21 protein-coding genes and 3 tRNA genes are annotated in these 25,292 nt (G+C 67.2%); 7 read left to right on the top strand and 17 right to left on the bottom strand.

Going from position 1 to position 25,292, the window contains the following annotated elements:
* Position 1: 1 nt before the first annotated feature.
* The 5 genes from cysD to AC0QSG_RS03505 form a co-directional block, all read right to left on the bottom strand.
* Positions 2-958, bottom strand: coding sequence for a sulfate adenylyltransferase subunit CysD (gene cysD, locus AC0QSG_RS03485; RefSeq protein ID WP_435726942.1), 957 nt, complete (start codon positions 956-958; stop codon positions 2-4).
* Between the two features lie 86 nt (positions 959-1,044).
* Positions 1,045-1,791 carry a phosphoadenylyl-sulfate reductase gene (locus tag AC0QSG_RS03490; protein ID WP_475376670.1) on the bottom strand — a complete coding sequence of 249 codons (747 nt, stop codon included), beginning with the start codon at positions 1,789-1,791 and terminating at the stop codon, positions 1,045-1,047.
* A complete protein-coding gene (locus tag AC0QSG_RS03495; RefSeq protein ID WP_435726938.1) occupies positions 1,788-3,503 on the bottom strand; it encodes a nitrite/sulfite reductase in 1,716 nt (571 codons plus the stop codon). Before AC0QSG_RS03495 ends, AC0QSG_RS03490 begins: the two co-directional genes overlap by 4 nt.
* A gap of 76 nt (positions 3,504-3,579) precedes the next feature.
* Positions 3,580-4,317: a sirohydrochlorin chelatase gene (locus AC0QSG_RS03500; RefSeq protein ID WP_475376671.1), complete on the bottom strand. Its 738-nt coding sequence runs from the start codon at positions 4,315-4,317 to the stop codon at positions 3,580-3,582.
* A complete protein-coding gene (locus AC0QSG_RS03505) occupies positions 4,314-5,072 on the bottom strand; it encodes an SDR family oxidoreductase (protein WP_435726934.1) in 759 nt (252 codons plus the stop codon). Before AC0QSG_RS03505 ends, AC0QSG_RS03500 begins: the two co-directional genes overlap by 4 nt.
* Before the next feature lie 105 nt (positions 5,073-5,177).
* Here AC0QSG_RS03505 and valS point away from each other — a divergent pair, with 105 nt between their 5' ends.
* On the top strand, positions 5,178-7,805 hold the full coding sequence (gene valS / locus AC0QSG_RS03510) for a valine--tRNA ligase (RefSeq protein WP_475376672.1): 2,628 nt from the start codon (positions 5,178-5,180) through the stop codon (positions 7,803-7,805).
* A gap of 351 nt (positions 7,806-8,156) precedes the next feature.
* On the opposite strand, the gene AC0QSG_RS03515 is transcribed toward valS, so the two are convergent.
* From AC0QSG_RS03515 to AC0QSG_RS03540, 6 genes are all read right to left on the bottom strand, one after another.
* Positions 8,157-8,798 carry a mycothiol-dependent nitroreductase Rv2466c family protein gene (locus AC0QSG_RS03515; RefSeq protein ID WP_475376673.1) on the bottom strand — a complete coding sequence of 214 codons (642 nt, stop codon included), beginning with the start codon at positions 8,796-8,798 and terminating at the stop codon, positions 8,157-8,159.
* 92 nt (positions 8,799-8,890) lie between these two features.
* Positions 8,891-10,186: an ATP-dependent Clp protease ATP-binding subunit ClpX gene (clpX, locus tag AC0QSG_RS03520; RefSeq protein ID WP_435726928.1), complete on the bottom strand. Its 1,296-nt coding sequence runs from the start codon at positions 10,184-10,186 to the stop codon at positions 8,891-8,893.
* Positions 10,187-10,331: 145 nt separating this feature from the next.
* Entirely contained in the window at positions 10,332-10,991 is a 660-nt protein-coding gene (locus AC0QSG_RS03525; RefSeq protein ID WP_435726926.1) for an ATP-dependent Clp protease proteolytic subunit, read from the bottom strand.
* A gap of 46 nt (positions 10,992-11,037) precedes the next feature.
* Positions 11,038-11,631 carry an ATP-dependent Clp protease proteolytic subunit gene (locus AC0QSG_RS03530; RefSeq protein WP_475377264.1) on the bottom strand — a complete coding sequence of 198 codons (594 nt, stop codon included), beginning with the start codon at positions 11,629-11,631 and terminating at the stop codon, positions 11,038-11,040.
* 253 nt (positions 11,632-11,884) lie between these two features.
* Positions 11,885-13,249 (bottom strand): trigger factor, encoded by a 1,365-nt coding sequence (gene tig / locus AC0QSG_RS03535; RefSeq protein ID WP_435726922.1) that lies wholly within the window; start codon positions 13,247-13,249, stop codon positions 11,885-11,887.
* An 86-nt stretch (positions 13,250-13,335) separates the two neighbouring features.
* Positions 13,336-13,410, bottom strand: a tRNA-Pro gene (locus AC0QSG_RS03540).
* 159 nt (positions 13,411-13,569) lie between these two features.
* Between AC0QSG_RS03540 and AC0QSG_RS03545 the strand changes: the two genes are divergently transcribed.
* Positions 13,570-13,643: transfer RNA gene (locus AC0QSG_RS03545), tRNA-Gly, on the top strand.
* Between the two features lie 78 nt (positions 13,644-13,721).
* Here AC0QSG_RS03545 and AC0QSG_RS03550 read toward each other — a convergent pair.
* Genes AC0QSG_RS03550 through AC0QSG_RS03560 form a run of 3 tightly spaced genes read right to left on the bottom strand, consistent with a single transcriptional unit; the run spans position 13,722 to position 16,976 of the window.
* Positions 13,722-14,627 carry an Fpg/Nei family DNA glycosylase gene (locus AC0QSG_RS03550; protein WP_435726920.1) on the bottom strand — a complete coding sequence of 302 codons (906 nt, stop codon included), beginning with the start codon at positions 14,625-14,627 and terminating at the stop codon, positions 13,722-13,724.
* A 2-nt stretch (positions 14,628-14,629) separates the two neighbouring features.
* On the bottom strand, positions 14,630-15,103 hold the full coding sequence (locus AC0QSG_RS03555) for a ribose-5-phosphate isomerase (RefSeq protein WP_475376674.1): 474 nt from the start codon (positions 15,101-15,103) through the stop codon (positions 14,630-14,632).
* Between the two features lie 10 nt (positions 15,104-15,113).
* A complete protein-coding gene (locus tag AC0QSG_RS03560) occupies positions 15,114-16,976 on the bottom strand; it encodes a gamma-glutamyltransferase family protein (protein WP_475376675.1) in 1,863 nt (620 codons plus the stop codon).
* Between the two features lie 138 nt (positions 16,977-17,114).
* Between AC0QSG_RS03560 and pepN the strand changes: the two genes are divergently transcribed.
* The 3 genes from pepN to AC0QSG_RS03575 all read left to right on the top strand — a co-directional run bounded on the left by pepN (position 17,115) and on the right by AC0QSG_RS03575 (position 20,781).
* On the top strand, positions 17,115-19,667 hold the full coding sequence (gene pepN / locus AC0QSG_RS03565; RefSeq protein ID WP_475376676.1) for an aminopeptidase N: 2,553 nt from the start codon (positions 17,115-17,117) through the stop codon (positions 19,665-19,667).
* Positions 19,668-19,676: 9 nt separating this feature from the next.
* Positions 19,677-20,159 carry an OsmC family protein gene (locus AC0QSG_RS03570; protein ID WP_475376677.1) on the top strand — a complete coding sequence of 161 codons (483 nt, stop codon included), beginning with the start codon at positions 19,677-19,679 and terminating at the stop codon, positions 20,157-20,159.
* A 295-nt stretch (positions 20,160-20,454) separates the two neighbouring features.
* Complete coding sequence (locus AC0QSG_RS03575; protein ID WP_475377265.1) at positions 20,455-20,781, top strand: globin; 327 nt, start codon at positions 20,455-20,457, stop codon at positions 20,779-20,781.
* A 44-nt stretch (positions 20,782-20,825) separates the two neighbouring features.
* On the opposite strand, the gene AC0QSG_RS03580 is transcribed toward AC0QSG_RS03575, so the two are convergent.
* Complete coding sequence (locus tag AC0QSG_RS03580) at positions 20,826-21,485, bottom strand: DUF8185 domain-containing protein (RefSeq protein ID WP_435726910.1); 660 nt, start codon at positions 21,483-21,485, stop codon at positions 20,826-20,828.
* 118 nt (positions 21,486-21,603) lie between these two features.
* On the opposite strand from AC0QSG_RS03580, the gene AC0QSG_RS03585 reads away from it, so the two are divergent.
* Positions 21,604-22,494 (top strand): acyl-CoA thioesterase, encoded by an 891-nt coding sequence (locus AC0QSG_RS03585; RefSeq protein ID WP_475376678.1) that lies wholly within the window; start codon positions 21,604-21,606, stop codon positions 22,492-22,494.
* A gap of 89 nt (positions 22,495-22,583) precedes the next feature.
* Here AC0QSG_RS03585 and ettA read toward each other — a convergent pair whose 3' ends face one another.
* Complete coding sequence (gene ettA / locus AC0QSG_RS03590) at positions 22,584-24,266, bottom strand: energy-dependent translational throttle protein EttA (protein WP_435726906.1); 1,683 nt, start codon at positions 24,264-24,266, stop codon at positions 22,584-22,586.
* Between the two features lie 147 nt (positions 24,267-24,413).
* On the bottom strand, positions 24,414-24,965 hold the full coding sequence (locus AC0QSG_RS03595; RefSeq protein ID WP_475376679.1) for a single-stranded DNA-binding protein: 552 nt from the start codon (positions 24,963-24,965) through the stop codon (positions 24,414-24,416).
* 205 nt (positions 24,966-25,170) lie between these two features.
* On the opposite strand from AC0QSG_RS03595, the gene AC0QSG_RS03600 reads away from it, so the two are divergent.
* Positions 25,171-25,244 (top strand) — tRNA-Arg (locus tag AC0QSG_RS03600).
* Positions 25,245-25,292 lie beyond the last annotated feature (48 nt).

The raw sequence follows: 25,292 nt of genomic DNA on the forward strand, positions 1-25,292 counted from the left end.
TTTAGAAATACCCGTCCTTCTTGCGGTCTTCCATGGCCGCCTCGGAAATGCGGTCGTCGGCGCGGGTTGCCCCGCGTTCGGTGAGGGTGGTGGTGGCCACCTCGCGGATCACGTTCGCGACGGTGGAGGCGTCGGACAGCACCGCACCGGTGCAGGACATGTCCCCCACGGTTCGGTAGCGCACGGTTCTGGTTTCGGTGGGAACCCCCGGCGCGGGCTGGCTGAACTCGCCGACCGCCCGCCACATGCCGGAATGTTCGAAGACCTCGCGCTCATGCGCGTAGTAAAGCGGAGGAAGCTCGATGCCCTCGGCCTCGATGTAGCGCCAGATGTCCAGTTCAGTCCAGTTGCTGATCGGGAACGCACGCACGTGCTGGCCGACGGTGTGGCGGCCGTTGTAGAGGTTCCACAGCTCCGGTCGCTGGTTGCGCGGGTCCCACTGGCCGAACTCGTCCCGCAGGCTGAGGATCCGCTCCTTCGCCCGGGCCTTGTCCTCGTCGCGGCGGCCGCCGCCGAAGACGGCGTCGAAGCGGTGTTCGGCGATCGTGTCCACGAGCGGTGTGGTCTGCAGCGGATTCCTCGTGCCGTCAGCCCGCTCGGCGAGGCGGCCGTCGTCGATGTAGTCCTGAACGCTGGCCACGACGAGGCGCAGGCCAAGGCGTTCAACGGTGTTGTCGCGGAACTCGATCACCTCGCCGAAGTTGTGGCCCGTGTCCACGTGGAGTACGGGGAACGGGATGGCGGCGGGCCAAAAGGCCTTCGCGGCAAGGTGGAGCATGACCACGGAGTCCTTGCCGCCGGAGAACAGCATGGCGGGCCGCTCGAACTCGGCCACGACCTCACGCAGGATGTGGATGGATTCGGCCTCGAGGGCCTCCAGCACGCCGGGGGTGGCGCCCGGCACCGGCGCAACCGGTGATGCTTCGGGGATCGCTGCCGTGTGCGTTTCCGCGCTCATCGGTCTCTCCTTTGGTCGGTGGTGCAAGTTTTGTGGGCGGATGGTGGGTGGGGGTCTTGCGGTGCGGTGGCGTCAGGCCGGTTCGGCTAGGTGTGGATGCCGCACTCCGTCTTGGCCAGCCCGGCCCAGCGCCCCGCCCGAGGGTCCTCGCCGGGGGCCACCGGTCGGGTGCACGGTGCGCATCCGATCGAGGGGTAGCCGTTGGAAAGGAGCAGGTTCACGGGGACCTTGTGGTCCACTGCGTATCCCGTGAGATCGTCGAAGCTCCAGCCCGCCAGCGGGTTCACCTTAATCAGCCCGTGCGCCTCGTCCCAGACCACAAGAGGCGTGTTCGTCCTGGTGGGGGCCTCGTCGCGGCGGACTCCGGTGAACCAGAGCCGGTAACCGGAGAGCGCCTTGGCCAGCGGCGCCATCTTTCGCAGTTGGCAGCAGGTCGCGGGATCGCGTTCGTACAGCCGTGCCCCGTGCGCCGCATCCTGTTCCTGGACCGTCTGTTCCGGCAGGACATCGACGATCCGGACGTCCAGGGTGAATTCAACCTGGTCGCGGGTGGCCCTCGTTTCCGCGAAGTGGTAGCCCGTCTCCAGGAACAAGACATCGACCCCGGGGAGCTCGCGCGCGACGACCGCCGGCAACACGGCGTCTGCCATGGAACAGGCCACGGCTACCTCCGCGGGTGCGAAGCTTCGGGCCACCCACGCGATGACATCGGAGGTCGCGGCGTCGAAACCCAGTTCAGCGGCGCCGGCGGCAGCGAGTTCGCGGTCTGCGGCTGACCGATCGGAGTTGCGGTTGCCGGGCACCGTGCTAGGTGTGTTCGCCGGGGCGCTCATGCGACATCCCCGTCCTTGGCGCGGTGCGCCCATTCGGCGAAGGACTCGCCCTCGTTGCTGCCTGCCGAGTAACTCTCGAGAACGCGCTCAACGTAGTCCGGCAGGTCCGCGGCGGTGACCTTCAGACCGCGGACCGTCCGACCCAGCCCGGCCTCGCCGCGGGAGGAGGACGCGAGTCCCCCGCCCAGGTGGACCTGGAAACCCGGCGTTTGGCCCCCGTTGCCGTCCGGCAGGAGCTGTCCCTTGAGCCCGATGTCGGCGGTCTGGATGCGTGCGCAGGAGTTCGGGCAGCCGTTGACGTGCAGGCTCAGGCTTTCGGGCAGCCTCACCGCGCTCTTGTCCGCGAAGCGGCGCTCGAGTTCGGAGACGGCTGCGATCGTCGTGTCCTTGGTGTCCACGATGGCGAGCTTGCAGAATTCGATCCCGGTGCAGGCGATCGCGGACCGGCGGAACAGGGAGGGACCGGTCTCCAGGCCGAGCGCGTCCAGTTCGGCGGCGGCAGCCTCGACGGACTCCGCCGGGATGTCCAGGGCAAGTAGCTTCTGGTGCGGCGTGGTGCGAAGCCGGGTGGAGCCGTGCCGCTCGAGCAGGTCCGCAAGCTGGAGCAGAAGTGTTCCGGAAAGCCGGCCGGCGCTGGGGCTGGCGCCGATGAAGTAACGCCCGTCCTTCTGTTCGTGGATGCCCACGTGGTCGCCCGGCGTGGTGGCCGCGGCCGGCCCCGGGCCGTCCGGCATCGCGTATCCGAGGTATTCCTCCTCGAGTACCCGCCGGAACTTCTCCGGGCCCCAGTCCGCCAGCAGGAACTTCAGCCGGGCCTTGTTGCGCAACCGCCGGTAGCCGTAGTCCCGGAAGACCCTGCATACCCCGTGCCACACCTCGGCGGCCTGCGACGGAAGAACAAACGCGCCCAGACGTTCCGCCAAACGCGCGTTGGTCGAAAGCCCGCCACCAACCCACAGGTCGTAACCCGGGCCAAGCTCCGGGTGGACCACTCCCACCAGGGAGATGTCGTTGATTTCGTGCACCACGTCCTGGGACGGATGACCGGTGATCGCGGACTTGAACTTGCGCGGCAGGTTCGCCAGTTCCGGATCCCCGATGAAGCGGTTCGCGATCTCGCGGATGGCCGGCGTCGGGTCCAGAATCTCGTCCTTGGCGATGCCGGCGACCGGCGAACCCAGGATGACGCGGGGCACGTCGCCGCAGGCCTCCGTGGTGTTCAGGCCCACGGACTCCAGTCGGCGCCAGATTTCGGGCACGTCCACGACATCGATCCAGTGCAGCTGGATGTTCTGGCGGTCGGTGACATCGGCGGTGTCGCGGCCGAACTCCTTCGAAATCCCACCGATCGTGCGCAATTGCTCCACGTTGAGGGCGCCACCGTCGATGCGGACCCGCAGCATGAAGTAGCGGTCCTCGAGCTCGTGCGGCTCCAGGGTCGCTGTCTTGCCGCCGTCGATCCCGGGTTTGCGCTGCGTGTACAGGCCCCACCAGCGGAATCGGCCGTGCAGGTCGTCCGGGTCGATGGAGTCGAATCCGTCGCGGGCATAGATGGTTTCGATGCGCTCGCGCACGTTCAGCCCGTTGTCCTCCTGTTTGAACGCCTCGTTGGCGTTCAGGGGGTCGGTGCCGTCGATCTTCCACTGTCCGTGTGGCTTGGACGCCGGGCGGGCTGGCCGTGTGCGGGCCGGGGTGTCGGTTGCCTGAGTCATGACTGCGAGCCTAGGGAGGCTCCCGTGGGACCGCGACCCCGCCCCGACCCACTGCGTCATGCCGGAACATGGCGACTTATTGGAATGCCGCGGACCCCCCGAAATCGGATTCCGCGAGTCTTCCAGCGACACATGACGCGATTGTGACGGACGGCAGGAGCGGATCCGAGACGTAGTCGGCGCCCACCGTCGACAGCCGGTCGTGGAAGAAACCCGGCGCCAGCAGGTGGCTGGCCACGCCCACCCGTGCGGCTCCGGAGGCACGGGCATCTGCGACCGCGGCCGCGACGGAGGGCGACGCGGCGGAACAGAACGCCGGCGTCACGGGTTGCCCGAGCCGTTCGGCGAGCAGGTCGGCCACGCGGCGGGCCTGCTGCTGCCCGGCTTCGATTCTGGTGCCCGCGGCCGCCAACACCACGGCGTCCCCCGGAGCGAAACCCGAGGCGAACAGACGCTCGGCCAGCACCTCGGCCACGCGCGGATCGGCGCCGATGGGCGCCGCGGCCGTCGTTCCGGCGCGTCCGGCCACCGCTTCCGCGATATCGACCCCGGTATGGAAACCCTCGGACAGGAGCAGCGGGGCGACCACCGCGCGATCCCCCGCCGGCAGGGCGGCGAGGACGTCCGGGAGCGCCGGCTGCTGGACGTCGACGTAGGCCTCGTGGACAACGGCGTGGATACCTGCCTCGCGCAGGGCCCCGGAGAGGTCGTCGCGGAGCCCGTCGACCAGCCTCCGGCCGTCCGGATTGTCGGTTCCGTGTGCGCAGGCGACGACGTGTAGCGCAGGCCCGGGCGCGGTGCGTTCGGGGCTCACGCCTGTCCGCGGACGACCTTGTGCGCCGCGGCCTGGGCCACGGGGCGGACGACGATCTCGTCGAGGTTGACATGGTGAGGCGCGTTGACGGCGTAGGAGACGATGTCGGCGATGTCGGCGGCCACGAGCGGTTTGGCGACACCGGCGTACACCGCCTCGGCGCGTTCCGTGTTGCCGAGGCGCCGCAGCGCGAACTCCTCGGTTTGCACCATGCCGGGGAGGACCTCGATGACGCGGAGGTTGTTGCCGACCTCCTCGAGTCGCAGGGCCTGGGTCATGGCCCGCTGCGCGGCCTTCGCGGCGTTGTACCCGGCCCCGCCCTCGTAGCTGACCAAGGCAGCGACGCTGGTCAGGTTCAGCACGGTGCCCTCCCCGTTGGTCCGGAGCATGGGAAGGAAGGCCCGGGTCACCTTCATGGTGCCGAGGACGTTGACGCGGTACATCCAGTCCCAGTCCGCCGTGTCCGCATCCCCCACCGGGTCCGCGCCCCGGGCGCCGCCGGAGATGTTGACCAACGTGTCGATTCCGCCGCCGGATTCAACCTCGCGGAGGAGCGCGGCGACGTCGTCGTCGTCGGTGATGTCGGTGGGCACGGCGATGGCACCGGTTTCGGCGGCCAACGTGGCGAGGCGCTCGGCCCGTCGCGCCACCGCGTAGACGGTCCAGCCTCTTGCGGTCAGTTCGCGGACGGTGGCATCGCCGATTCCCGTGGAAGCGCCGGTGACAACTGCTGCATGCGTGGTGTTCTGAGTCATGAAACCAGCCTAGTGTGGCGTGTTGTTCCGTTCGAGGTCACGCGAAGCAAAGACAAGCACGGCTCCGGGCGGAGGCCGGCACATCGGCGTGAAAGAATGGTGCCCATGGCTGAAGACACCTTGGGCACAGACACGCCCGCGACCGTTTCCGTTCCCGACAAGCCGGCGCTGGAGGGCCTCGAGGAGAGCCTGGGCCGCCGCTGGCGCGACGAGGGCACCTACAGGTTCAATCCGGACACCACCCGGGAGGAGGTCTATTCAATCGACACTCCCCCGCCGACCGCCTCCGGGTCGCTTCACGTGGGACACATGTTCTCCTACACGCAGACGGACGTGCTGGCGCGCTACCAGCGCATGTGCGGCAAGAACGTCTTCTACCCCATGGGCTGGGACGACAACGGACTGCCCACCGAGCGTCGCGTCCAGAACTACTACGGTGTGCGTTGCGACCCGAAGATCGCGTACGACGCCGCCTACCGCCCCCCGGCGCAGCCTGCCAAGAACCAGCGCGACTGGGACGCCGTCTCCCGCCGGAACTTCATCGAGTTGTGCGAGGAACTGGCCGTCGAGGACGAAAAGGTCTTCGAGCACCTCTTCAGCACCCTGGGCCTTTCGGTGGACTGGGACCTGACCTACCGCACCATCGACGACACGTCGAGGGCCGTCTCCCAGCGCGCCTTCCTGCGAAACCTGTCCGCGGGCGACGCCTACATGGCGGAGGCCCCGACGTTGTGGGACGTGACGTTCCGGACCGCCGTCGCGCAGGCCGAGTTGGAGGACCGCGAAGTCGCCGGCGCGTACTACCGCTATCCGTTCTTCGCCGAGGACGGCACCAAGATCTTCATCGAGACAACGCGTCCCGAGCTGCTGGCCGCGTGCGCGGCCCTGGTCGCGAACCCGGACGACGAACGCTACAAGCCGCTGTTCGGCAAGAAAGTGACCTCGCCGGTGTTCGGTGTCGAGGTCGAAGTCCGTGCCCACCCGCTGGCCAAGCCGGACAAGGGCTCGGGGATCGCCATGGTGTGTACCTTCGGCGACCTGACCGACGTCACCTGGTGGCGCGAACTCGAGTTGCCGACCCGTGCCATCATCGGCCGTGACGGTCGCGTGGCGTCCGACGTTCCCGAGTGGATCACGGACGAGGCGGGCCGCGAGGCGTTCGCCGAGATCGCGGGGAAGACCGTGTTCTCCGCCAAGGAAGCCGTGGTCCGGCTCCTGGCCGACGCGGACCTGCTCGACGGCGAGCCGAAGAAGATCGTGCATCCGGTGAACTTCTTCGAGAAGGGCGACAAGCCCCTCGAGGTCGTCACCTCCCGCCAGTGGTACATCCGCAACGGCGGCCGCGACTCGGGTCGCCGCGAGCGACTGATCGGCCGCGGCTCGGAGATCGAGTTCCACCCGGAGTTCATGCGGTCCCGCTACACGAACTGGGTCAACGGCCTCAACGGCGACTGGCTGGTGTCCCGCCAGCGCTTCTTCGGCGTGCCGATCCCGGTCTGGTACCCGCTTGATGCCGCCGGCGAACCGGACTACGAACGCCCGCTCCTGCCGGGCGACGACCAGTTGCCGGTCGATCCGGCGGTCGATGCCGCACCCGGATTCATGCCGGAGCAGCGCGACCAGCCGAACGGATTCATCGGTGACGCCGACGTTCTCGACACCTGGGCGACGTCGTCGCTCACTCCGCAGATCGTGGGTCGCTGGAGTCGCGACGAGGACTTCTTCGCCAAGGTCTTCCCCTTCGACCTGCGTCCACAGGGACACGACATCATCAGGACCTGGCTCTTCTCGAGCGCCGTCCGCGCGGATGCGCTGCATGGTGCGGCGCCGTGGAAGCATGCGGCCATTTCGGGGTGGATCCTCGACCCCGACCGCAAGAAGATGTCGAAGTCCAAGGGCAACGTCGTCGTTCCGACGGATGTGCTCAACGAATTCGGTTCCGACGCGGTCCGCTACTGGGCCGCATCCGCGAAACTGGGCGCCGACACGGCCTACGAGATCGCGCAGATGAAGATTGGCCGCCGCCTGGCCATCAAGCTGCTGAACGCGTCGAAGTTCGTCCTGAACCTGGGCGCGACCGAGGCCAATGTCCTCACCGGCGACGCCGCGGTGGTGACGAACGGCTTGGACAAGTCGCTGCTGACGCGTCTATCCGACGTCATCGAGCAGTCGACCAGGGCCTTCGAAGCCTACGACTACGCCAGGGCCCTCTCGATCACCGAATCGTTCTTCTGGTCGTTCACCGACGACTATGTCGAGCTCATCAAGGACCGTGCCTACGGGGCGCGGGGCGACGAGGAACAGGCGTCGGTGCTGGCCGCTCTGGCGACGACGCTGGACGCCGTGCTCCGATTGCTCGCACCGTTCCTCCCGTTCGCGACAGAGGAAGTCTGGGGCTGGTGGCGGTCCGGGTCGGTGCACCGTGCCGAGTGGCCCGGCGCGGAACACCTGACCGCCGCCGTCGAGGGCGCCGACGCGAGCGTATTGCCCATCGTTGGAATCGCGTTGGGCGGGATCCGGAAGGCCAAGTCCGAGGCCAAGGTGAAACAGCGCACGGAGGTTCTCGCCGGGATCGTCACGGCACCCGCGCCGCAACTGGAGCAACTGCGTGCCGGACTTGGCGACCTGTTGGCTGCCGGAAACGCACGTGACCTGACCCTGGTCGCCGGCGAAGGCGAACTCGCTGTCACCGGCGTCGAGCTGGCGTCCGCGGAGGAGCAGGTGCAGGCCTGAGCCGGATCCGAGGCGGGCGACAAGGGCCCCCTTAACGAGGGGAAGCCCCTTCGGCGTTTCCGCGTCGGAGGGGCTTCGACTCATCATGGTTCTGTTGTAACGATTGTCGAACCGGACGATCTCCTGGTCCTACAGGTCCTGCCGCCCCGTTACTGGCGGTCGGTCTGGAGAGGATCTCTCCATTCCGTCTCTGCGGATTTGGTGATCGTTCCCGCATCTTATGGGGATGCGTACGTATAGTTCTACCCCCCGGGGCTGGCTGGACACAACCCCCGGGCGAAGTTTTCGTGGCTTCCCCGGCGTGTCCCAAAAAAGCATTGTGGGACATCCCTCTTGACGAATGTCGCGAGGTCAGGAGTTTGCGGCGGTGGCGTCCAGGGCCGAGAGATCGAACTCGGGGCTCTCGGTGCGGGTGCGCTTGAGCTCGAAGAAGTGCGGGTAGCCCGCGAGGGTCACTGCCGCGTCGAACAGCTCGCCCGCTTCCTGACCGGAAGGTACGCGGGTGATGACCGGACCAAAGAAGGCCGTGCCACTGAGCGAGAGCACCGGCGTGCCGACGTCCTCCCCCACTTGGGAGATGCCCGCATTGTGGCTCTCGCGCAGTGCGCCGTCGTGGGCATCGGAATCGGCAGCGGACGCCAGCTCGGCGGGAAGGCCTACAGTCTCCAGCGCCCGGACGACTACCTCAGACCGGTCTTCGACCTTCTCGTGGTGGAAGAGCCTTCCCATGGCAGTGTAGAGCGGTCCGACGACGTCATCACCGTGGGCGGCGGCGGCCGCGATGACCACGCGCACGGGGCCCCATGCGTTGTCCATGGACTTACGGTAGTTTTCCGGGAGGTCGCGGCCTTCGTTGAGCACGGCCAGGCTCATGACATTCCAGGAGATGTCGATGGGCCGGACCTTCTCGACTTCGAGGATCCAGCGGGATGTCGCCCAGGCGAACGGGCAGATCGGATCGAACCAGAAATCAACGTGGGTGCTCTCGGACACTGTGCCTCCTCGGCTTCGTGCGCGGGCGGCCCATGGGACGCCCGCGGGCTGGCGCACGGCATGTGGTGCCGCACGTGGGTGCAACACCGCCGCTAGGCGGATTTGTTCCTTCGCTTGGTGGCGACCTGGTGGGAGATGAGCGTGGCTTCGGATCCGTTCATCACCACGTCGGCCGTGATGACGACCTCGGCGACGTCGTCACGGCCCGGCAGGTCGAACATGACGGTCCCGAGCGTCTCCTCCAGAATCGCCCGCAGCCCGCGGGCGCCCGTGCCGCGTTCAAGCGCCATGTCGGCGATGGCGTCCAAGGCGCTCTCGTCGAAACTCAACTCGACGCCGTCGATTCGGAACATCTTCTGGTATTGCTTGACCAGGGCGTTCTTGGGCTCGGTCAGGATCTTGATGAGGGCGTCCTTGTCGAGCTTCTCCACGGTGGTGATCACGGGCAAACGGCCGATGAACTCGGGGATCAAGCCAAACTTCAGCAGGTCCTCTGGACGGACGTCCGAGTAGGACGCGGCCTCGCTTTTCAGCGCGGTCAACGGCGCGCCGAAACCGATGCCCTTGCGACCGGCCCGCGATCCGATGATCTCCTCAAGCCCGGCGAAGGCGCCGGCGACGATGAAGAGGACGTTCGTGGTGTCGATCTGGATGAATTCCTGGTGGGGGTGCTTGCGCCCTCCCTGGGGCGGCACCGAGGCCACAGTACCCTCGAGGATCTTCAGCAGCGCCTGCTGCACACCCTCGCCGGAGACGTCCCGTGTAATGGAGGGGTTTTCGCTCTTACGGGAGATCTTATCGATCTCATCGATGTAGATGATGCCCTGCTCGGCCTTCTTCACGTCGTAGTCGGCGGCCTGAATAAGCTTGAGGAGGATGTTCTCCACGTCTTCACCCACGTAGCCCGCCTCCGTCAGCGCGGTGGCATCCGCGACGGCGAAGGGGACGTTGAGTCGGCGGGCCAGGGTCTGCGCCAGGTACGTCTTGCCGCAACCGGTGGGGCCGATCAACAGGATGTTGGATTTGGCGACCTCCACGTCGTCGAGCGCGTGGGCCGGATCCTCGCCCAGACTCGCGGCTTTAGGCGCGGTTCCGGCTTGGATGCGCTTGTAATGGTTGTAGACGGCAACAGCCAGCGAACGCTTCGCCCCTTCCTGGCCGATCACATACTCCTGCAGGGAGTCGAAGATCTCGCGCGGGCGGGGAAGTTCGAAGTCGACGCCCTCCTCGACCTCGGCCAACTCCTCCTCGACGATCTCGTTGCACAGTTCGATGCACTCCGTGCAGATGTACACACCGGGGCCGGCGATGAGCTTCCGAACCTGCTTCTGGCTCTTGCCGCAGAAGGAGCACTTGACCAGATCTGAGCTCTCACCCATTCGTGCCATCTCGCTCGACCCCTAACTTGATACCGGTCCACGGCCCGAAACGGCCGCGGAATTCAACACAACCAACTGTAGGTCAGGTCACCGACAGTTTGGGGGAAGGCGGAGCGGGTTGCCGCATTCGCCGGTCCGCCCCCCGCACTGGCCGCTACGTCGTAATCGGCTGTGGCTTGATCTTTCGCGGTGTCAGGACCTCGTCGATCAGGCCGTAGTCCTTGGCGCCGTCCGCCGTCATATACAGGTCGCGCTCGATGTCCATCCCGACTTGTTCGGCGGACTTGTTGCTGTGCGAGGACAGCGCGTTCTCGAGCCAGGTGCGCATCCGCATCACTTCCTCCGCCTGGATCTGGAGGTCCGTGGCGGTGCCGCGCTCGCCTCCGCCCATGGCCGGCTGGTGGATCAGGACGCGGGCGTTCGGCAGCGCGAGCCGCTTGCCCGGGGCTCCGGCGGCCAGAAGGACGGCGGCGGCGCTGGCGGCCTGCCCGAGGCAGACCGTCTGCACCTCGGGACGGATGAAGAGCATCGTGTCGTAGATGGCGGTCATTGCGGTGAACGACCCGCCGGGCGAGTTGATGTAGAGCGTGATGTCACGCTCCGGGTCCATCGACTCAAGGACCAGCAGCTGGGCCATGACGTCGTCGGCGGACGCGTCGTCGACCTGCGCACCAAGGAACACGATGCGGTCTTCGAAAAGCTTCGCGTAGGGGTCCTGGCGCTTGAAGCCGTAGGGCGTCCGCTCCTCGAACTGGGGCAGGATGTAGCGGGCGGAAGGCAGCTGTCCGGCGGTTCCGTAGCCGTTGAAGTTCATTGTTCTCTCCTGGGAATCTGTGGTGGTTGCTCGGCGCCTGTCGGGGCTACTGCTGGACTCCGCCGCCACCGGATACGCTGACGGAACTCTCGGCGATGTGGTCGAAGAAGCCGTACTCCAGACCCTGTGCTGCGGTGAACCACTTGTCGCGGTCGTTATCCCGAAGGATCGTCTCGAGGGTTTGCCCCGTCTGCTCGGCCGTCAGGTCGGACATGACCTTCTTCATGTGCAGGATCAGTTCCGCCTGGATGCGGATGTCGGATGCCGTGCCCCCGATGCCGCCGGAGGGCTGGTGCATCAGGATGCGGGCGTTCGGCGTCGCATAACGCTTGCCCTTGGTGCCGGAGGACAGCAGGAACTGGCCCATCGAGGCGGCGAGTCCGGTGGCGACGGTGACGACGTCGTTCGGGATGTAGTTCATCGTGTCGTAAATCGCCATGCCGGCGGTGATCGAACCGCCGGGAGAGTTGATGTACAGGTAGATGTCCTTCTCGGGGTCCTCGGCCGAGAGCAACAGCAGCTGGGAGCAGATGGCGTTCGCGTTCTCGTCAGCCACCTCGGTCCCCAACCAGATGATGCGCTCCTTCAGGAGACGGTTGTAGATGTAGTCCTCGCGGCCGGCCGGATCTACGGAAGCCATCGTGGGGGTGCGGGATTCCTTGGACATGCTCGAATACCTCTCCGTGGTGCCATTCGCCGCGGTCATCGACCGCGGACATCAAGCTCGCTTACTTTCCTTGAGACTACTGCCTGTGATTCGGGTCGGGGCGTAGGATGCGGAACTGTTCGCTGACGGCGCATACCCCCAAACGCGGTAATCGCGGCGGGCTTAAACGCGTGTGGGGCCGTCCCTGCGGACGGCCCCACACGTTGCGGCCCGGGGGCCTGGACAACTACTCGGCGGACGCTGCGGACGCGGACGAGGCGGAAGATGCCGAGGAGACGGATCCGGCGGTGCCGGTCTCGCCGGCGGGGCGCACGAAGTCGGTCAGGTCGACGACGTTGCCGTCGCTGTCGGTGACCTTGGCCAACTCGAGGACCTTCGCGAGGGCCTTTCGGCGGCGAACCTCGCCGACCATCATCGGAACCTGGCCGGCGCCGTCGAGCATCTGGGCGAACTGGTTCGGGTCCATGCCGTACTGGCTGGCCGACTGCACGATGTAGTCGATGAGCTCGGACTGCTCGACGCCAATCTCTTCCTTCTCGGCGATCTTGTCGAGGATGACCTCGTTCTGGAAGGCGCGCTCCGTGTTGGTCTGGACCTCGGCGCGGTGCTCCTCGCTGTCGTGGTCCTCCCCTTCGGTGTGGCCGCCCTGGGCGAAGTGCTGCTCGACCTGCTCCGCCACGACGGATTCCGGGACGGGAACCTCGATGAGCTCGACGAGCTTGTCCATGACCAGGTCGCGTGCCTGAACGCCCTGGTCCACGAGCTTGCCCTCGGAGGCCTGCTTCGCGAGGTCCTCCTTCAGTTCGGCGATCGTGTCGAACTCGGAGGCGAGCTGCGCGAAGTCGTCGTTTGCCTCGGGGAGCTCGCGCTCCTTGACGGCCGTGACGACGACCTTGACCTGCGCGGTCTCGCCTGCGTGCTCGCCGCCGGCCAGCTTGGTCTCGAAAACCGCGTCCTCATCGGCGGAAAGGCCCACGACGGCCTCGTCCATGCCCTCGAGCATCGTGCCGGAACCCACCTGGTAGGACAGGCCGGTCGCGGAATCAACCTCCTCGTCGCCCACCTTGGCGGTGAGGTCGAGAGTGATGAAATCCTGGTCGGCAACGGGACGCTCCACGACCTTGAGTGTGCCGAAACGGCCGCGCAGCTCGTCCAGGGCGGTCTGGACGTCGTCCTCCGAGGCGGCGACGGCGTCGACCTGGACCTCGAGACCCGCGTAGTCCGGCAGCTCGATGGTCGGCCGGACGTCGACCTCGACCTGGAAGACCAGCTGGCCCTCGGATTTGTCCGGCTGCGGAACCTCGGTGATCTCGACCTCGGGACGCGAGAGCGGGATGAGCTCGGACTCGCTGATGGCCTGCTGGTAGAAGCCGTTCAGCCCGTCGTTGACGGCGGTCTCCAGAACATAGCCCCGGCCGACGCGCTGGTCGATCAGGCGGTTCGGGACCTTGCCTTTGCGGAAGCCGGGGACCTGGATCTGCTGGGCGATGCTCTTATACGCCTCATCGATGCTCGGCTGGAGTTCCTCGAGGGGAACCTCGACGTTGAGCTTGACCCGGGTCGGGGTGATGTTTTCGACGGCGCTCTTCACAGCGTAGATCTCCTGATTGTCTAATCGTGGACTGACTGGGTTTATCACCCTCGCGATGGACCACCATGAGGGATCAAGTTACAGAGTCGGGGTGACAGGATTTGAACCTGCGACCTCACGCTCCCAAAGCGCGCGCTCTAGCCAAGCTGAGCTACACCCCGAGAAGTGCAGATGCCAGTTTACGCAGATAAAAAGCCCAAGCACTAATCATGGCCGTGGGCAATCCGACAGCCGATTCGTGCCGCGGCCGGGCTGGTGCTACTGTTGTTCCTGCGCCGCCGAGGCCGAGGGACTCAGCTTCCACGCCGGGCGGCCGTCGTGGGGATGTAGCTTAATGGTAAAGCCTCAGTCTTCCAAACTGATTACGCGGGTTCGATTCCCGTCATCCCCTCCAAGGGAAAAGGCCGCGATCCAACGGATCGCGGCCTTTTGCGTTGCCGACCATCTCGCGATGCCAACCTCCGGGTTTCGCTCAGATCCCCGCCGGCTGGCAGCGCGGGCACCAGTAGAGCTTTCGCCCACCGAGGCTCTCCAGCGCGACAGGGGTTCCACAGCGGCGGCACGGCAGCCCCTGCCGCCGATAAACGTAGTGGGCGTCCTCCCCCGAAACCCGATGACGATTTCCGGCGGGACGGTCTCCCGCCGCGGTTGTGACAATCCGGCCGTCCGCGACGCCGTCCGCCATGGCCGAGGCCACCTCGTCCCACAGGTCCGCGGCCTGCCCGGGGAGGAGGTCCACGCCGCGGGTGCGCGGATGCAGTCCGAGGCGGTACAGGCATTCGGCGCGGTAGATGTTCCCGATGCCCGACACCACGGACTGGTCCATCAGCAGGGTGGCAACCACAGTCGACGTGCCGCTCACGCGGCGCACGAACTCCTCGCGACCCTCCTGCGGTGCGCCGTCCGCCAGCGGATCGGGACCAAGACGCGCCCGCACCAGGGCGGCTTCAGCGGTGGTGAGCACCTCGCAGGCGGACGGGCCGCGCAGATCGGCCCAGCCATGCCGGGCAACAAAGCGTGCCCGGACCTGGCCAATAACAGGAGGCGGGCCCGCATAGGCGGGGCGGGCGCCGTCGTCGTGGGTTTCGCGTTCCCCGATTCGCCGTGGCGCGCCGATGCTCGAGGCGCCGCGGAAAGTCTCGTCGCCCCCGAACTCCCATGCTCCGTAGAGGCCCAGGTGCACCCGGAGGACCAGCCCGTTGTTGAACTCGAGGAAGAGCTGCTTGCCGTGCGCACGGGCCGTCGCGAACGACGCGCCATCGATCAGCGCCGCACCGCTGCCGAAGCGTCCCTGCGGGCTCGTGACTGCCACGACGGACCCGGAGAAGACATCGTTGAACTGGCGGGCCAGACGGTGGATCGAATGTCCCTCGGGCACTGCTAGTCGACGACGACGCCGGTCGTCTCGTACGCGGCGATCTTGCCGATCCGGCGGACGTGGCGCTCGGCGTTGCTGAAGGGCTCGTGCAGGAAGGCGTCGATGATGGCGGTCGCGTCCTCCAACGAGTGTTGCCGTCCGCCCACGGCCACGACGTTCGCATCGTTGTGCTGGCGCGCAAGCCGCGCGGTATCGAGGTTCCAGGCCAGCGCCGCGCGCACCCCGGCGACCTTGTTGGCGGCGATTTGCTCGCCGTTTCCCGATCCGCCCAGGACGATGCCCAAGGAGTCGACGCCACCCTTCTGGTCCGCAATGACCGCCGCCGCCGCGTTGATGCAGAACGCCGGGTAGTCGTCCTCCGCGTCGTACGTGCTCGGGCCGTGGTCGACGACGTCGTGGCCGGCTGCGGTGAGGTGCCCAACGAGGTGGGCGCTGAGCTCGAGACCGGCGTGGTCGGTGGCGATGTGGATGCGCATGCGCCCCATGTTACCGGCCCGCCGCGTATCCCTGCATGCCGCGCGGGTTGGCTGCCGCGTACAGCGTTCCGTCCGATTCCCTGCCGACTGCGCACATCCGTCCCAGGGCCCACTCCCCCGCCAACGAGACCCGGTGCCCGCGTCGCCGCAGTCCGGCGAGGACGTCCCCCCCGAGCCGGTCTTCGGCCACCGCGCCGCCGGGTTCCCACGTGCGCGGCCAAAAGGACCCGGCGACCGAGGTGGTGTGGAACATCGGCGCGTCGACGGCCTCCTGCGCGGTGTAGCCGCCGACGATCGTGCGAAGCAGATAGAGCAATTGCCACTGGTCCTGCTGGTCGCCACCAGGCGAGCCGAGGGCGGCGACGGGCCGTCCGTCGCGTAGGAGCATCGTCGGCGTCAGCGTGGTGCGGGGCCTGCCGCCGGGACGGAGCGCGGACGGCGCATCCGGGTCCAGCCAGGCCATCTGGAGCCGGGTTCCCAGGCAGAAACCGAGCTCGGGAATGGTCGGCGAGGACTGTAGCCAGCCGCCCGACGGCGTCGCGGCGACCATGTTTCCCCAACGGTCCACGACGTCGATGTGGCAGGTGTCCCCCCTGGTCTCACCGAGTCGCGACACGGTCGGTTCGCCGGCGGCTCCGGTCTCACCCTCCGCGCCCGCGGTCGATGCGCGGAATTCGGCCTCGGTCGCCAACGGCGGCAGATAGGCCGTGTGGCCCGGAACGGACCCGGGTCGGAACTCGTGGGAGGCCGCATCACCGATCAAGCCGCGCCGCTGGGCCGCGTAGTTCTCCGAGAGCAGGATCCGCAGCGGAACCGCCTGCGGCTCCGCCGGGTCGCCGTAGTAGGCGTCCCTGTCCGCCATCGCCAGCTTGAGCGCCTCGAGAATGGTGTGGGCGCCGAGCTCCGTGGACGGGTCGAGCCGCTCGTCCCCGAACCCCGCGAGGATCGCCAGGGTTTGGAGCAGCACGGGCCCCTGCCCCCAGGGCCCCGTCTTGGCGAGAGTGGTCCCCCGGAACTCGAGCATGGCCGCCGGCTCGAAAGAGGCGCGGAACCCCGCGAAGTCCGCCGCCGTGATGACGCCGCGGTGGTCGGTGCCGGTGGAGTGCCGGTGGACCGTCCCGGCGAGGGCGCCGGCGGCGTTGGCGACGAGGCCGGCGGCCCATTCCCGGCGGGCGGCCTCGATCCGTGCCCGGCGGCCCGGCTCGCCCTCATCAGGACCGATGCCGGCGCCGCCGGCGTGTACCGGCCGACCGCCGGCCTCGATCAGCCGCTCGAGCGTATCCGCGTACGCCGGGTTGCGGACCAGTTGGTTTTCGCGCGGAGGGACGCCTTCGGGCATCCAGAGCGCGGCGGAGGATGGCCAGTGCTCGCGGAACAAACCGGCAACGGCTCCGACGGTGGCTGCGGCCCTCCCGGAAATCGGGTGTCCCCCGCGGGCGTAGTCGATGGCGTACGCCAGCACGTCGCGGAGTTCCCACGTGCCGCGTTCAAGCAGGAGCAACAGCCATGCGTCCACCGCTCCGGGCACGGCGGCGGCAAGGGCTCCGGATCCGGGAACCATGTCCAGGCCCTCTGCCCGGAAATGTTCGATGGTGGCCCCGGCCGGTGCCGGTCCCTGCCCCATCAGCACCTTCGGGGAGCTGTCGGGGGCGCTGACGATGGCCGTCATGTCGCCGCCCGCCCCATTCAGGTGCGGCTCCACGACGTGCAGGACGAAGCCGCCCGCCACGGACGCGTCGAAAGCGTTCCCGCCGCGCTCCAGGACGGCCTGCGCGCACGCGGAGGCGATCCAGTGCGTCGAAGAGACCATGCCGAAGCCTCCCCGCAGGGTGGGGCGCGTCGTGAAGGAGGGCGGCGGGGTGAATGCGTTCATGGGCCGAGCCTACTCAAGGCCCGCGAGTCGTTACCGCGCGTGTCGCGGTTTCGGATGCGAGAATGTTCTCAATGTTCAAGGACTCTTTCACAAGGTGTCCGCCAAGTCCGCCCGCGGACTAAACCCTGGAGGCCCGCCTTGCCTGGATTGAATCTCACCCGCGAAGAGGCCAGCGCACGTGCCGCTCTGCTGCGCGTCGACGGCTACGACGTGGAGATCGACGTCACCCGCGGCGAACGCACGTTCGGTACGACGACGACCGTTCGGTTTGCGGCGCGCGAGGGGGCGTCCACATTCATCGACGCAGTCACCGATACCGTCCACTCCGTGACACTGAACGGCCGCGACCTCGATCCGCGGGTGGCTTCCGACGGCGTGCGGATCCAACTGGACGGTCTGGCGGAAGCGAACGAGCTTCGCATCGTCGCCGACGCCCCGTACATGAACACCGGCGAGGGGCTGCACCGCTTCGTGGATCCCGTGGACGGAGAGGTGTACCTCTATACACAGTTCGAGGTCCCCGACGCGCGCCGGATGTTCGCCGTATTCGAGCAGCCCGATCTGAAGGCCCCGTTCCGCTTCACTGTGACCGCGCCGAACCACTGGGACCTCATTTCGAACTCCCCCAGCCCGGCGCCGACACCCGCCGGCGCGGACGCGTCGGTCTGGGCCTTCGAACCGACGCTTCCGATGTCGTCCTACATCACGGCGCTCATCGCCGGACCCTACGAGTGTGTCCGGGACGAACTGCAAAGCGCGGACGGACGCACGGTGCCCCTAGGCGTCTTCGCCCGCAAGTCGATCATGGAGCACCTGGATGCGGAGAACATCTTCACGCTGACGAAACAGGGGTTCGAGTTCTTCGAGAAGCAATTCGGCACGCCCTATCCCTTCCCCAAGTACGACCAGCTCTTCGTTCCGGAATTCAACGCCGGTGCCATGGAGAACGCCGGTGCCGTGACGTTCCTGGAAACCTATGTTTTCCGTTCCAAGGTCACCGATGCCATGGTCGAGCGCCGCGCCATCACCGTCCTCCATGAGCTGGCCCACATGTGGTTCGGCGACCTCGTCACCATGCGCTGGTGGAACGACCTCTGGCTCAATGAGTCCTTCGCCGAATTCATGTCCACCCTCGCGGCGGCGGAGAACACGGAATTCACCCAGGCGTGGACCACGTTCTCCTCGATGGAGAAGTCCTGGGCCTACCGGCAGGACCAGCTGCCCTCCACCCACCCGATCGTCGCCGAGATCCGGGATCTGGAGGACGTACAGGTCAATTTCGACGGCATTACCTATGCGAAGGGCGCGTCCGTGCTCCGGCAGCTGGTCGCGTGGGTGGGCCAGGACGAGTTCATGGCCGGCGTACGCGCCTACTTCGGCAAGCACGCGTGGGGCAACACGGAACTCGCGGACCTGATGGTGGAGCTTGAGACGGCCAGCGGCCGCGACCTATCGGAATGGGGACGCCTCTGGCTGGAGACCGCCGGGGTGAACAAGCTGGTCCCCCGCATCGAGATTGACGACGCCGGCACGATCACCGCCTTCTCCATCGAACAGTCCGCCACGACGGGGCACCCGACGATCCGTCCGCACCGCCTCGCCGTCGGCTTCTACGAGCTGGACGCGTCCGGCCGCCTCGTCCGGACGCACCGAGAGGAGCTCGATGTCGCCGGCGAACGCACAGATGTCCCCACGCTCGTGGGACGTACGCGGCCCGCACTCGTGTTGGTGAACGACGACGACCTGGCCTACGCCAAAATACGCCTGGACCCTGCATCCCTCGATACGGCCCACCGGCACCTGAAGGACTTCGCGCAGTCGCTTCCGCGGACCCTGGTGTGGGGTTCGGCCTGGGACGCCGCCCGCGACGGCGAGACCGCCGCGCGGGACTACGTGGACCTGGTCCTGCGCAACATCGGGGCCGAATCGGATTCCTCCGTCGTTCTCGTCCTCCTCCGCCAGCTCAGCACTGTTCTGGACTACTACGTGGCACCGGGGGCGCGCGCCTCCACCGCCGTGGGTGCCGCCGACGCCCTGTGGACGTTGGCCCGCGAGGCGGCTCCCGGCTCGGACAGCCAACTGCAGTTCGCCAAGGCGTTCGCACTGCGGTCGCGATCGACCGGACAGCTCGACGCCGTCGAGGGGCTCTACGCAGGGACGGGGCCACTCGACAGCCTAGTCGTGGACCAGGACCTGCGGTGGGAGCTCTTGGCTGCCCTGGTGGCCGGGGGACGCGCCGCACAGGCCGAAATAAACGCGGAGCTGGCGCGCGACAACACGGCGAGCGGCCAGCTTGCGGCAGAGTTGGCCAAGGCCGCGCTTCCCACTGCCGAGGCGAAGCGGGCCGCGTGGGACGCGGTGGTCAGCGGCGGAAAGCTGTCCAACACGCAGCAACGCAGTGCGATCACCGGTTTCTCTCGGACGCACGATCCTGCGCTGCTGGCGCCGTTTGCCCGGGAATACTTCTCCGTGATCCGCGACGTGTGGGACGACAAGAGCTACGAGATCGCCCAGCAGATCGTGGTCGGCCTGTTTCCGTTGGCCCAGACCTCGGACGAGACCCTGGACCTCACAAACAGGTTCCTTGAGGGACTCGGCGACGAGAGCCCGGCGCTGAGGCGGTTGGTTATGGAAAGCCAGGACGCGGTGGCCCGCGCCCTGGCGGCTCAGGCCGCCGACGGCCGTGGTTAGGCTGGCGCCATGAAATCCAACCTTGGCCTCCACTCCTATGCCATCGACGTCATCTGGACGGGCGCCCGCGAGGCAGGCACCACGGGATACCGTGCCTACGGACGCGACCATGTGGTGTCCGCGGACGGCCTCCCGGATCTCGCCGGCACAGCGGACCCGACGTTCCACGGCGACCGGGACCGCTGGAACCCCGAGCAGCTGCTTCTGGCAGCCCTCGCCCAGTGCCACATGCTCTCCTACCTCCACGTCGCCGTGAAGAACGGCGTGGTGGTCACGGGCTACAGCGATGCCGCCATCGGCACCATGCGGCTCAACCGCGACGGAAGCGGCGAATTCACCGAAGCGCGGCTGCGGCCACGTGTGGTTCTGGCGGACGAATCGCAGCGCGGACTGGCAGATACGCTGCACGGGGAGGCGAATGCGGTCTGTTTCATTGCGCGCAGCGTGAACTTCCCGGTTCTCCACCACCCCGTGGACCCGAGCACGGCCTGACGGGCGGGACGAGGGAAAGCGGACCGCGGTACGCTGGATGGGTGGCATATCCATCGCCACCCCAGGGAAGGAAGCCTTGAACAACACCCCCCAGCCCGGACCGCAGTCCCCCGTCGCGGGGCCCTTGTTTCCCTCGAGCGGCCTCGGCCGTCCGATCGCCCAGGCCCGACTGGTTCCGCGTGGACCAGCGACATCTGACGCGCCGGCAGGCCCGAGCACTGGCGAGGAGGGCCAGAGCCCCGAGTACGACGGATCGTTCTATGCGCAGGTCGGCGGTTCGGGGACATTCCGGAAGCTGACCGAACGGTTCTATGCGGGCGTCGCGGCCGATCCCGAATTCCGTGCGATGTACCCGGAAGAGGACTTGGGTCCGGCCGCCGTCAGGCTGCAGCTCTTCCTGGAGCAGTACTGGGGAGGACCCACCACCTACAGCGAACGACGTGGCCACCCTCGATTGCGGATGCGCCACATGCCCTACGCGGTCGATTCGAAGGCCCGCGACACCTGGCTGCGCCACATGAGGGCCGCCTTGGACTCCCTTGAGCTGCCCCCGCTGCAGGAGGCCACGCTGTGGGACTACTTCGACCGCGCCGCGCATTCGCTGCAGAACACCCCGGACTAGGTGGCGAAAGCACTGACGCGCTGCCGGGCGTAGCCCGTTTTGCGTCAGTCCAATTGCGCCGCCACGCGCACGAGGACGTGTCCGCCCGCGCTGCTCAGGCGCCGCCACCGGCCGTTCGAAAACAGGAGGCTGCTTCCCGCGGGCCGCAGGAATCCCAGCAGTTCGGCGGCGAACGCGGCACCAGCGGGAAGGTCGCCGAAGTTCGAAGGGCTGGACCAGATCCTGCTGCGCACTGTGGCGACGACCGGCAGACCGGAGTTGTCCGGCACCGCCGCGGCGACCGCCCCCATGCCCTCGCTGGCTACGGCACGCAACGCGTCGTCGTCGTATTGCTCGGTCTTCACCCATCCCTGGCGTGGTGGCGCCACGCCCGCCCACGCCGCCTGCGCCTCGGCGGGCGGCAGCTGAAGCTCCACCGAGCCACCGGCCATGCGGGCCAGGCGGTCCGTTAGTGCGCCGAGTTTGTACACGGCATCGACCCCGTCCGCGCGGTGTCCCTCCAGTCGGGCGATGCGCAGACCAAGGATGGTTGGAACCGCACTGCCCAGGCTGTCCGGGTGCAAGACGGGCACGTAGACCGCCAAGGCATCTCCTGTCGCCTGGAGTCGGGCCTCCGCGTCCCCGAGCGTTCGAGCACGGGAAAGGAACGTGTGGAGGTCGGCCACTGATTCGTGGTCCGCAAGCGTCAGCGAGTCGGTATGCATTCCCCCATGCTTTCATTAGCGGCACCCCGTTGGCACACCCATGGCCCGCGTTGCGGTTGATGCGCATGCCGTGGCGCGGATACTGTCGAGCGAACAGCCTGCCTACCGAGGAGTAATCGTGCCGGATCGCGACATCACCGCCATACTGACGGACTTGCTTGATCTGGCGGGTGACCCCGAGGCTCGCACCGACGAGGACATCTTCATCGGCAGGTCGCCCGATCAACCCCGGCAACGCGTGTTCGGCGGGCAGGTCCTGGGACAATCGGTGGTGGCAGCCAGCCGCACGGTTGACGCTGGGCGGCCCATCCATTCGATGCACGGGTATTTTCTGCGTCCGGGCGACGCGCTCAAGCCGATCACCTTCGGCGTTCAGCGGCTGCGCGACGGACGCTCGTTCTCGGCGCGGCGCGTCCACGCCTACCAGGACGGCCAGCCCATACTGTCCATGATCGCCTCGTTCCAGGAACCGTCCGACGGCCTCGAGCACCAGTCCGCCATGCCCGAGGGCATGCCGGATCCGGACAGCCTTCCCACGACCGCCGACCTGCTCAGGCACTTCGACCATCCCGTGGCGCGTGATTGGGCGTTCAACCGACCCTTTGACATCCGTTACGTGGACGCCCCGCTCTACATCGAGGCGCCGCAGGGCCGCGAACAGCGAACACCAACCAACGCGGTCTGGATGAAGACGTTCGGAGCCATGCCCGACGACCAAGCCCTCCATCGAGCAGCCCTCGCTTACGGCAGCGACTACACGCTGCTTGAGTCGGTGCTTCGGCGTCACGGGCTGCCATGGGTCACGCCAGGCATGAGCGTCGCCAGCCTCGACCACGCGATGTGGTGGCACCGGCCGGTTCGTGTCGACGAGTGGCTGCTTTACGTGCAGGAGAGCCCCAGTGCCTCGGGCGCCCGAGGGCTGTGCGAGGGACGGTTCTACGACCGCTCGGGACAGCTGGTGGCAACGGTGGCACAAGAAGGGATGGTGCGGGTGCCGCCGAACGCCTGAGCCCGGTCCGCGGCGCAAACGACGGGAGCCGGCGGTCCGTCCGTGAGGACGTCCCGCCGGCTCCCGCTTCTCGCCCTGCCGGGCCAGGACTAGTCGCGCGTGAGGCGGCGGTGCGTGACACGGTGCGGCTTGGCTGCGTCCGGTCCGAGCCGCTCGATCTTGTTCTCCTCATAGGCTTCGAAGTTGCCCTCGAACCAGTACCAGTTCGCAGGGTCTTCGTCGGTGCCCTCATACGACAGGATGTGCGTCGCTACCCGGTCCAGGAACCAGCGGTCGTGCGAGACCACGACGGCACAGCCGGGGAACTCCAACAACGCGTTCTCCAGGCTGGACAGCGTCTCGACGTCCAGGTCGTTGGTGGGCTCATCGAGGAGCAGCAGGTTGCCGCCCTCCTTGAGTGTCAACGCCAGGTTCAGGCGGTTGCGCTCGCCACCGGAGAGAACCCCCGCCTTCTTCTGCTGGTCCGGGCCCTTGAAACCGAAGGCCGAGACGTAGGCGCGGGAAGGCATTTCGACCTGGCCGACCTGGATGAAGTCGTTCCCCTCCGACACGACCTCCCAGAGGCTCTTGTTCGGGTCGATACCGCCGCGGCTCTGGTCGACATAGGAGATCTTGACGGTGTCGCCGACCTTCAGCGATCCATCGTCGAGGTCCTCCATTCCCACGATCGTCTTGAAGAGGGTCGACTTTCCGACGCCGTTGGGGCCGATGACCCCGACGATGCCGTTGCGGGGCAGCGAGAAGGAAAGGTCCTCGATCAGGACACGGTCCCCGTAGCCCTTCCGGATCTTGTTGGCCTCGATGACCTGGCTGCCCAGGCGCGGTCCCGGCGGTATCTGGATCTCCTCGAAGTCGAGCTTGCGCGTGCGCTCGGCTTCCGCGGCCATTTCCTCGTAGCGGGACAGACGTGCCTTTGACTTGGTCTGGCGCCCCTTGGAGTTGGAGCGAACCCAATCGAGCTCCTCGGAGAGGCGCTTGGCCAGTTTCTGGTCCTTCTTGCCTTGGACTTCGAGGCGCTCGCGCTTCTTTTCCAGGTAGGTGGAGTAGTTGCCCTCATAGGGGATCAAGCGACCGCGGTCGACCTCGGCGATCCACTGCGCGACGTGGTCCAGGAAGTACCGGTCGTGGGTCACGGCCAAGACGGCACCGGGGTACGCGGTGAGGTGCTGCTCGAGCCAGAGGACCGACTCGGCGTCGAGGTGGTTGGTCGGCTCGTCGAGGAGCAGGAGGTCAGGCTTCTGGAGCAGGAGCTTGCACAACGCGACTCGGCGGCGCTCACCGCCCGAGAGCACGGTCACGTCCGAGTCGCCCGGCGGACAGCGCAAGGCATCCATGGCCTGTTCGAGCTGGGAGTCGATGTCCCAGGCGTCGGCGGCGTCGATGGCCTCCTGTAGCTTGCCCATCTCCTCGAGCAGGGCGTCGAAATCGGCGTCCGGGCTGGACATCTCCTCGGAGATCTGGTTGAAGCGGGTGATCTTTTCGTAGATTTCCCCCACACCCTCCTGGACGTTGCCCAGGACCGTCTTGTCCTCGTTCAGCGGTGGCTCCTGCAACAGGATGCCCACCGTGTATCCGGGGCTGAGCCGAGCCTCACCGTTCGACGGGGTGTCCAACCCGGCCATGATCTTGAGGATCGTCGACTTACCCGCGCCGTTCGGCCCGACCACACCGATCTTGGCGCCCGGGTAGAAGGACATGCTTACGTCGTCGAGGATGACCTTGTCGCCTACGGCCTTGCGGGCCTTGGTCATCGTGTAAATGAATTCCGCCATGCAATCAAGGCTAGTCGGTGGGGCGCCATTCCCCACATCCGCGGGTACACGGACGCCCACCGAACTCCAACGGGATGACTGCGGCGACCGCACGCCGCCGGACCGCGGGATTCGCGCGGCCCGGCCACGGCCGGGTCGGGACGCACTTCAGGCCGCCTGCCCCTCCTCCTCGGTTACCGGGTCGTCCCCGCCCTTCCACGTCTCGTCCGATTCGACGGTCGATGGGGACCCGGGTCCCGCGGAGACGAGTTCTCCCGTCTCCGGATCGAGCAACTCGCCGCCGGCGCCGTCGGTCGGCTCGTCCGTGGTGGGACCGTCGTCCGGCGCCTGCTGCCGAGGGAATCGGGTTCGGATCAGCTTGGTGGTTCCCCACGCGAGGTCGTGGCCGATAGCGTCGGCCTCCAGCTCGACGAACGTGAAGTTGGTGCCGTCCTCGCGTCTCCATTTCTTGACCTTCAGATTGCCCGTCACGACGACGGGCTCCCCCTGATGGACACAGGCGAGGACGTTCCGCGCCAAATCGCGAAATGCCTTGACGGTGAACCAGTTGGTGTGGCCGTCCCGCCACGCGCCACTCTCCCAATCGCGGATCCGCTCCGTGGTACCGATCCGGAAAGTCGAGACCATCATCCTCTCGTTGGCCACTGTCTGTTCGGGTTCCGTGGCGACGAATCCGCTCACGGTTATGCGTTCCTTCATCGTGTCCTCCATCGTTGACGAGCTGCGAAGGCGGTGCCGCCTTCCCCCCAATTCTTGGCAAGGCGAGGGATATTCCGCAGACCGGCCCCGGGATTTGTGGACAAACGGATGAAACCCGTCCCACGGCCGCACCGGTGGAGGGAGTGTGGCGTCGGCAGCTGCCCCCGCCCCATGCTTAGAATGGATGCGCGCCATGGCGGCGCACGCCTCCGTAGCTCAGCTGGATAGAGCAGCAGCCTTCTAATCTGCCGGTCGCGCGTTCGAGTCGCGCCGGGGGCACTTGGGCCGGGTCGACCCCTTGTGCTGTCGACCCGGCCAAACCGTACA

It is taken from the genome of Arthrobacter sp. LT660, from assembly GCF_056172845.1.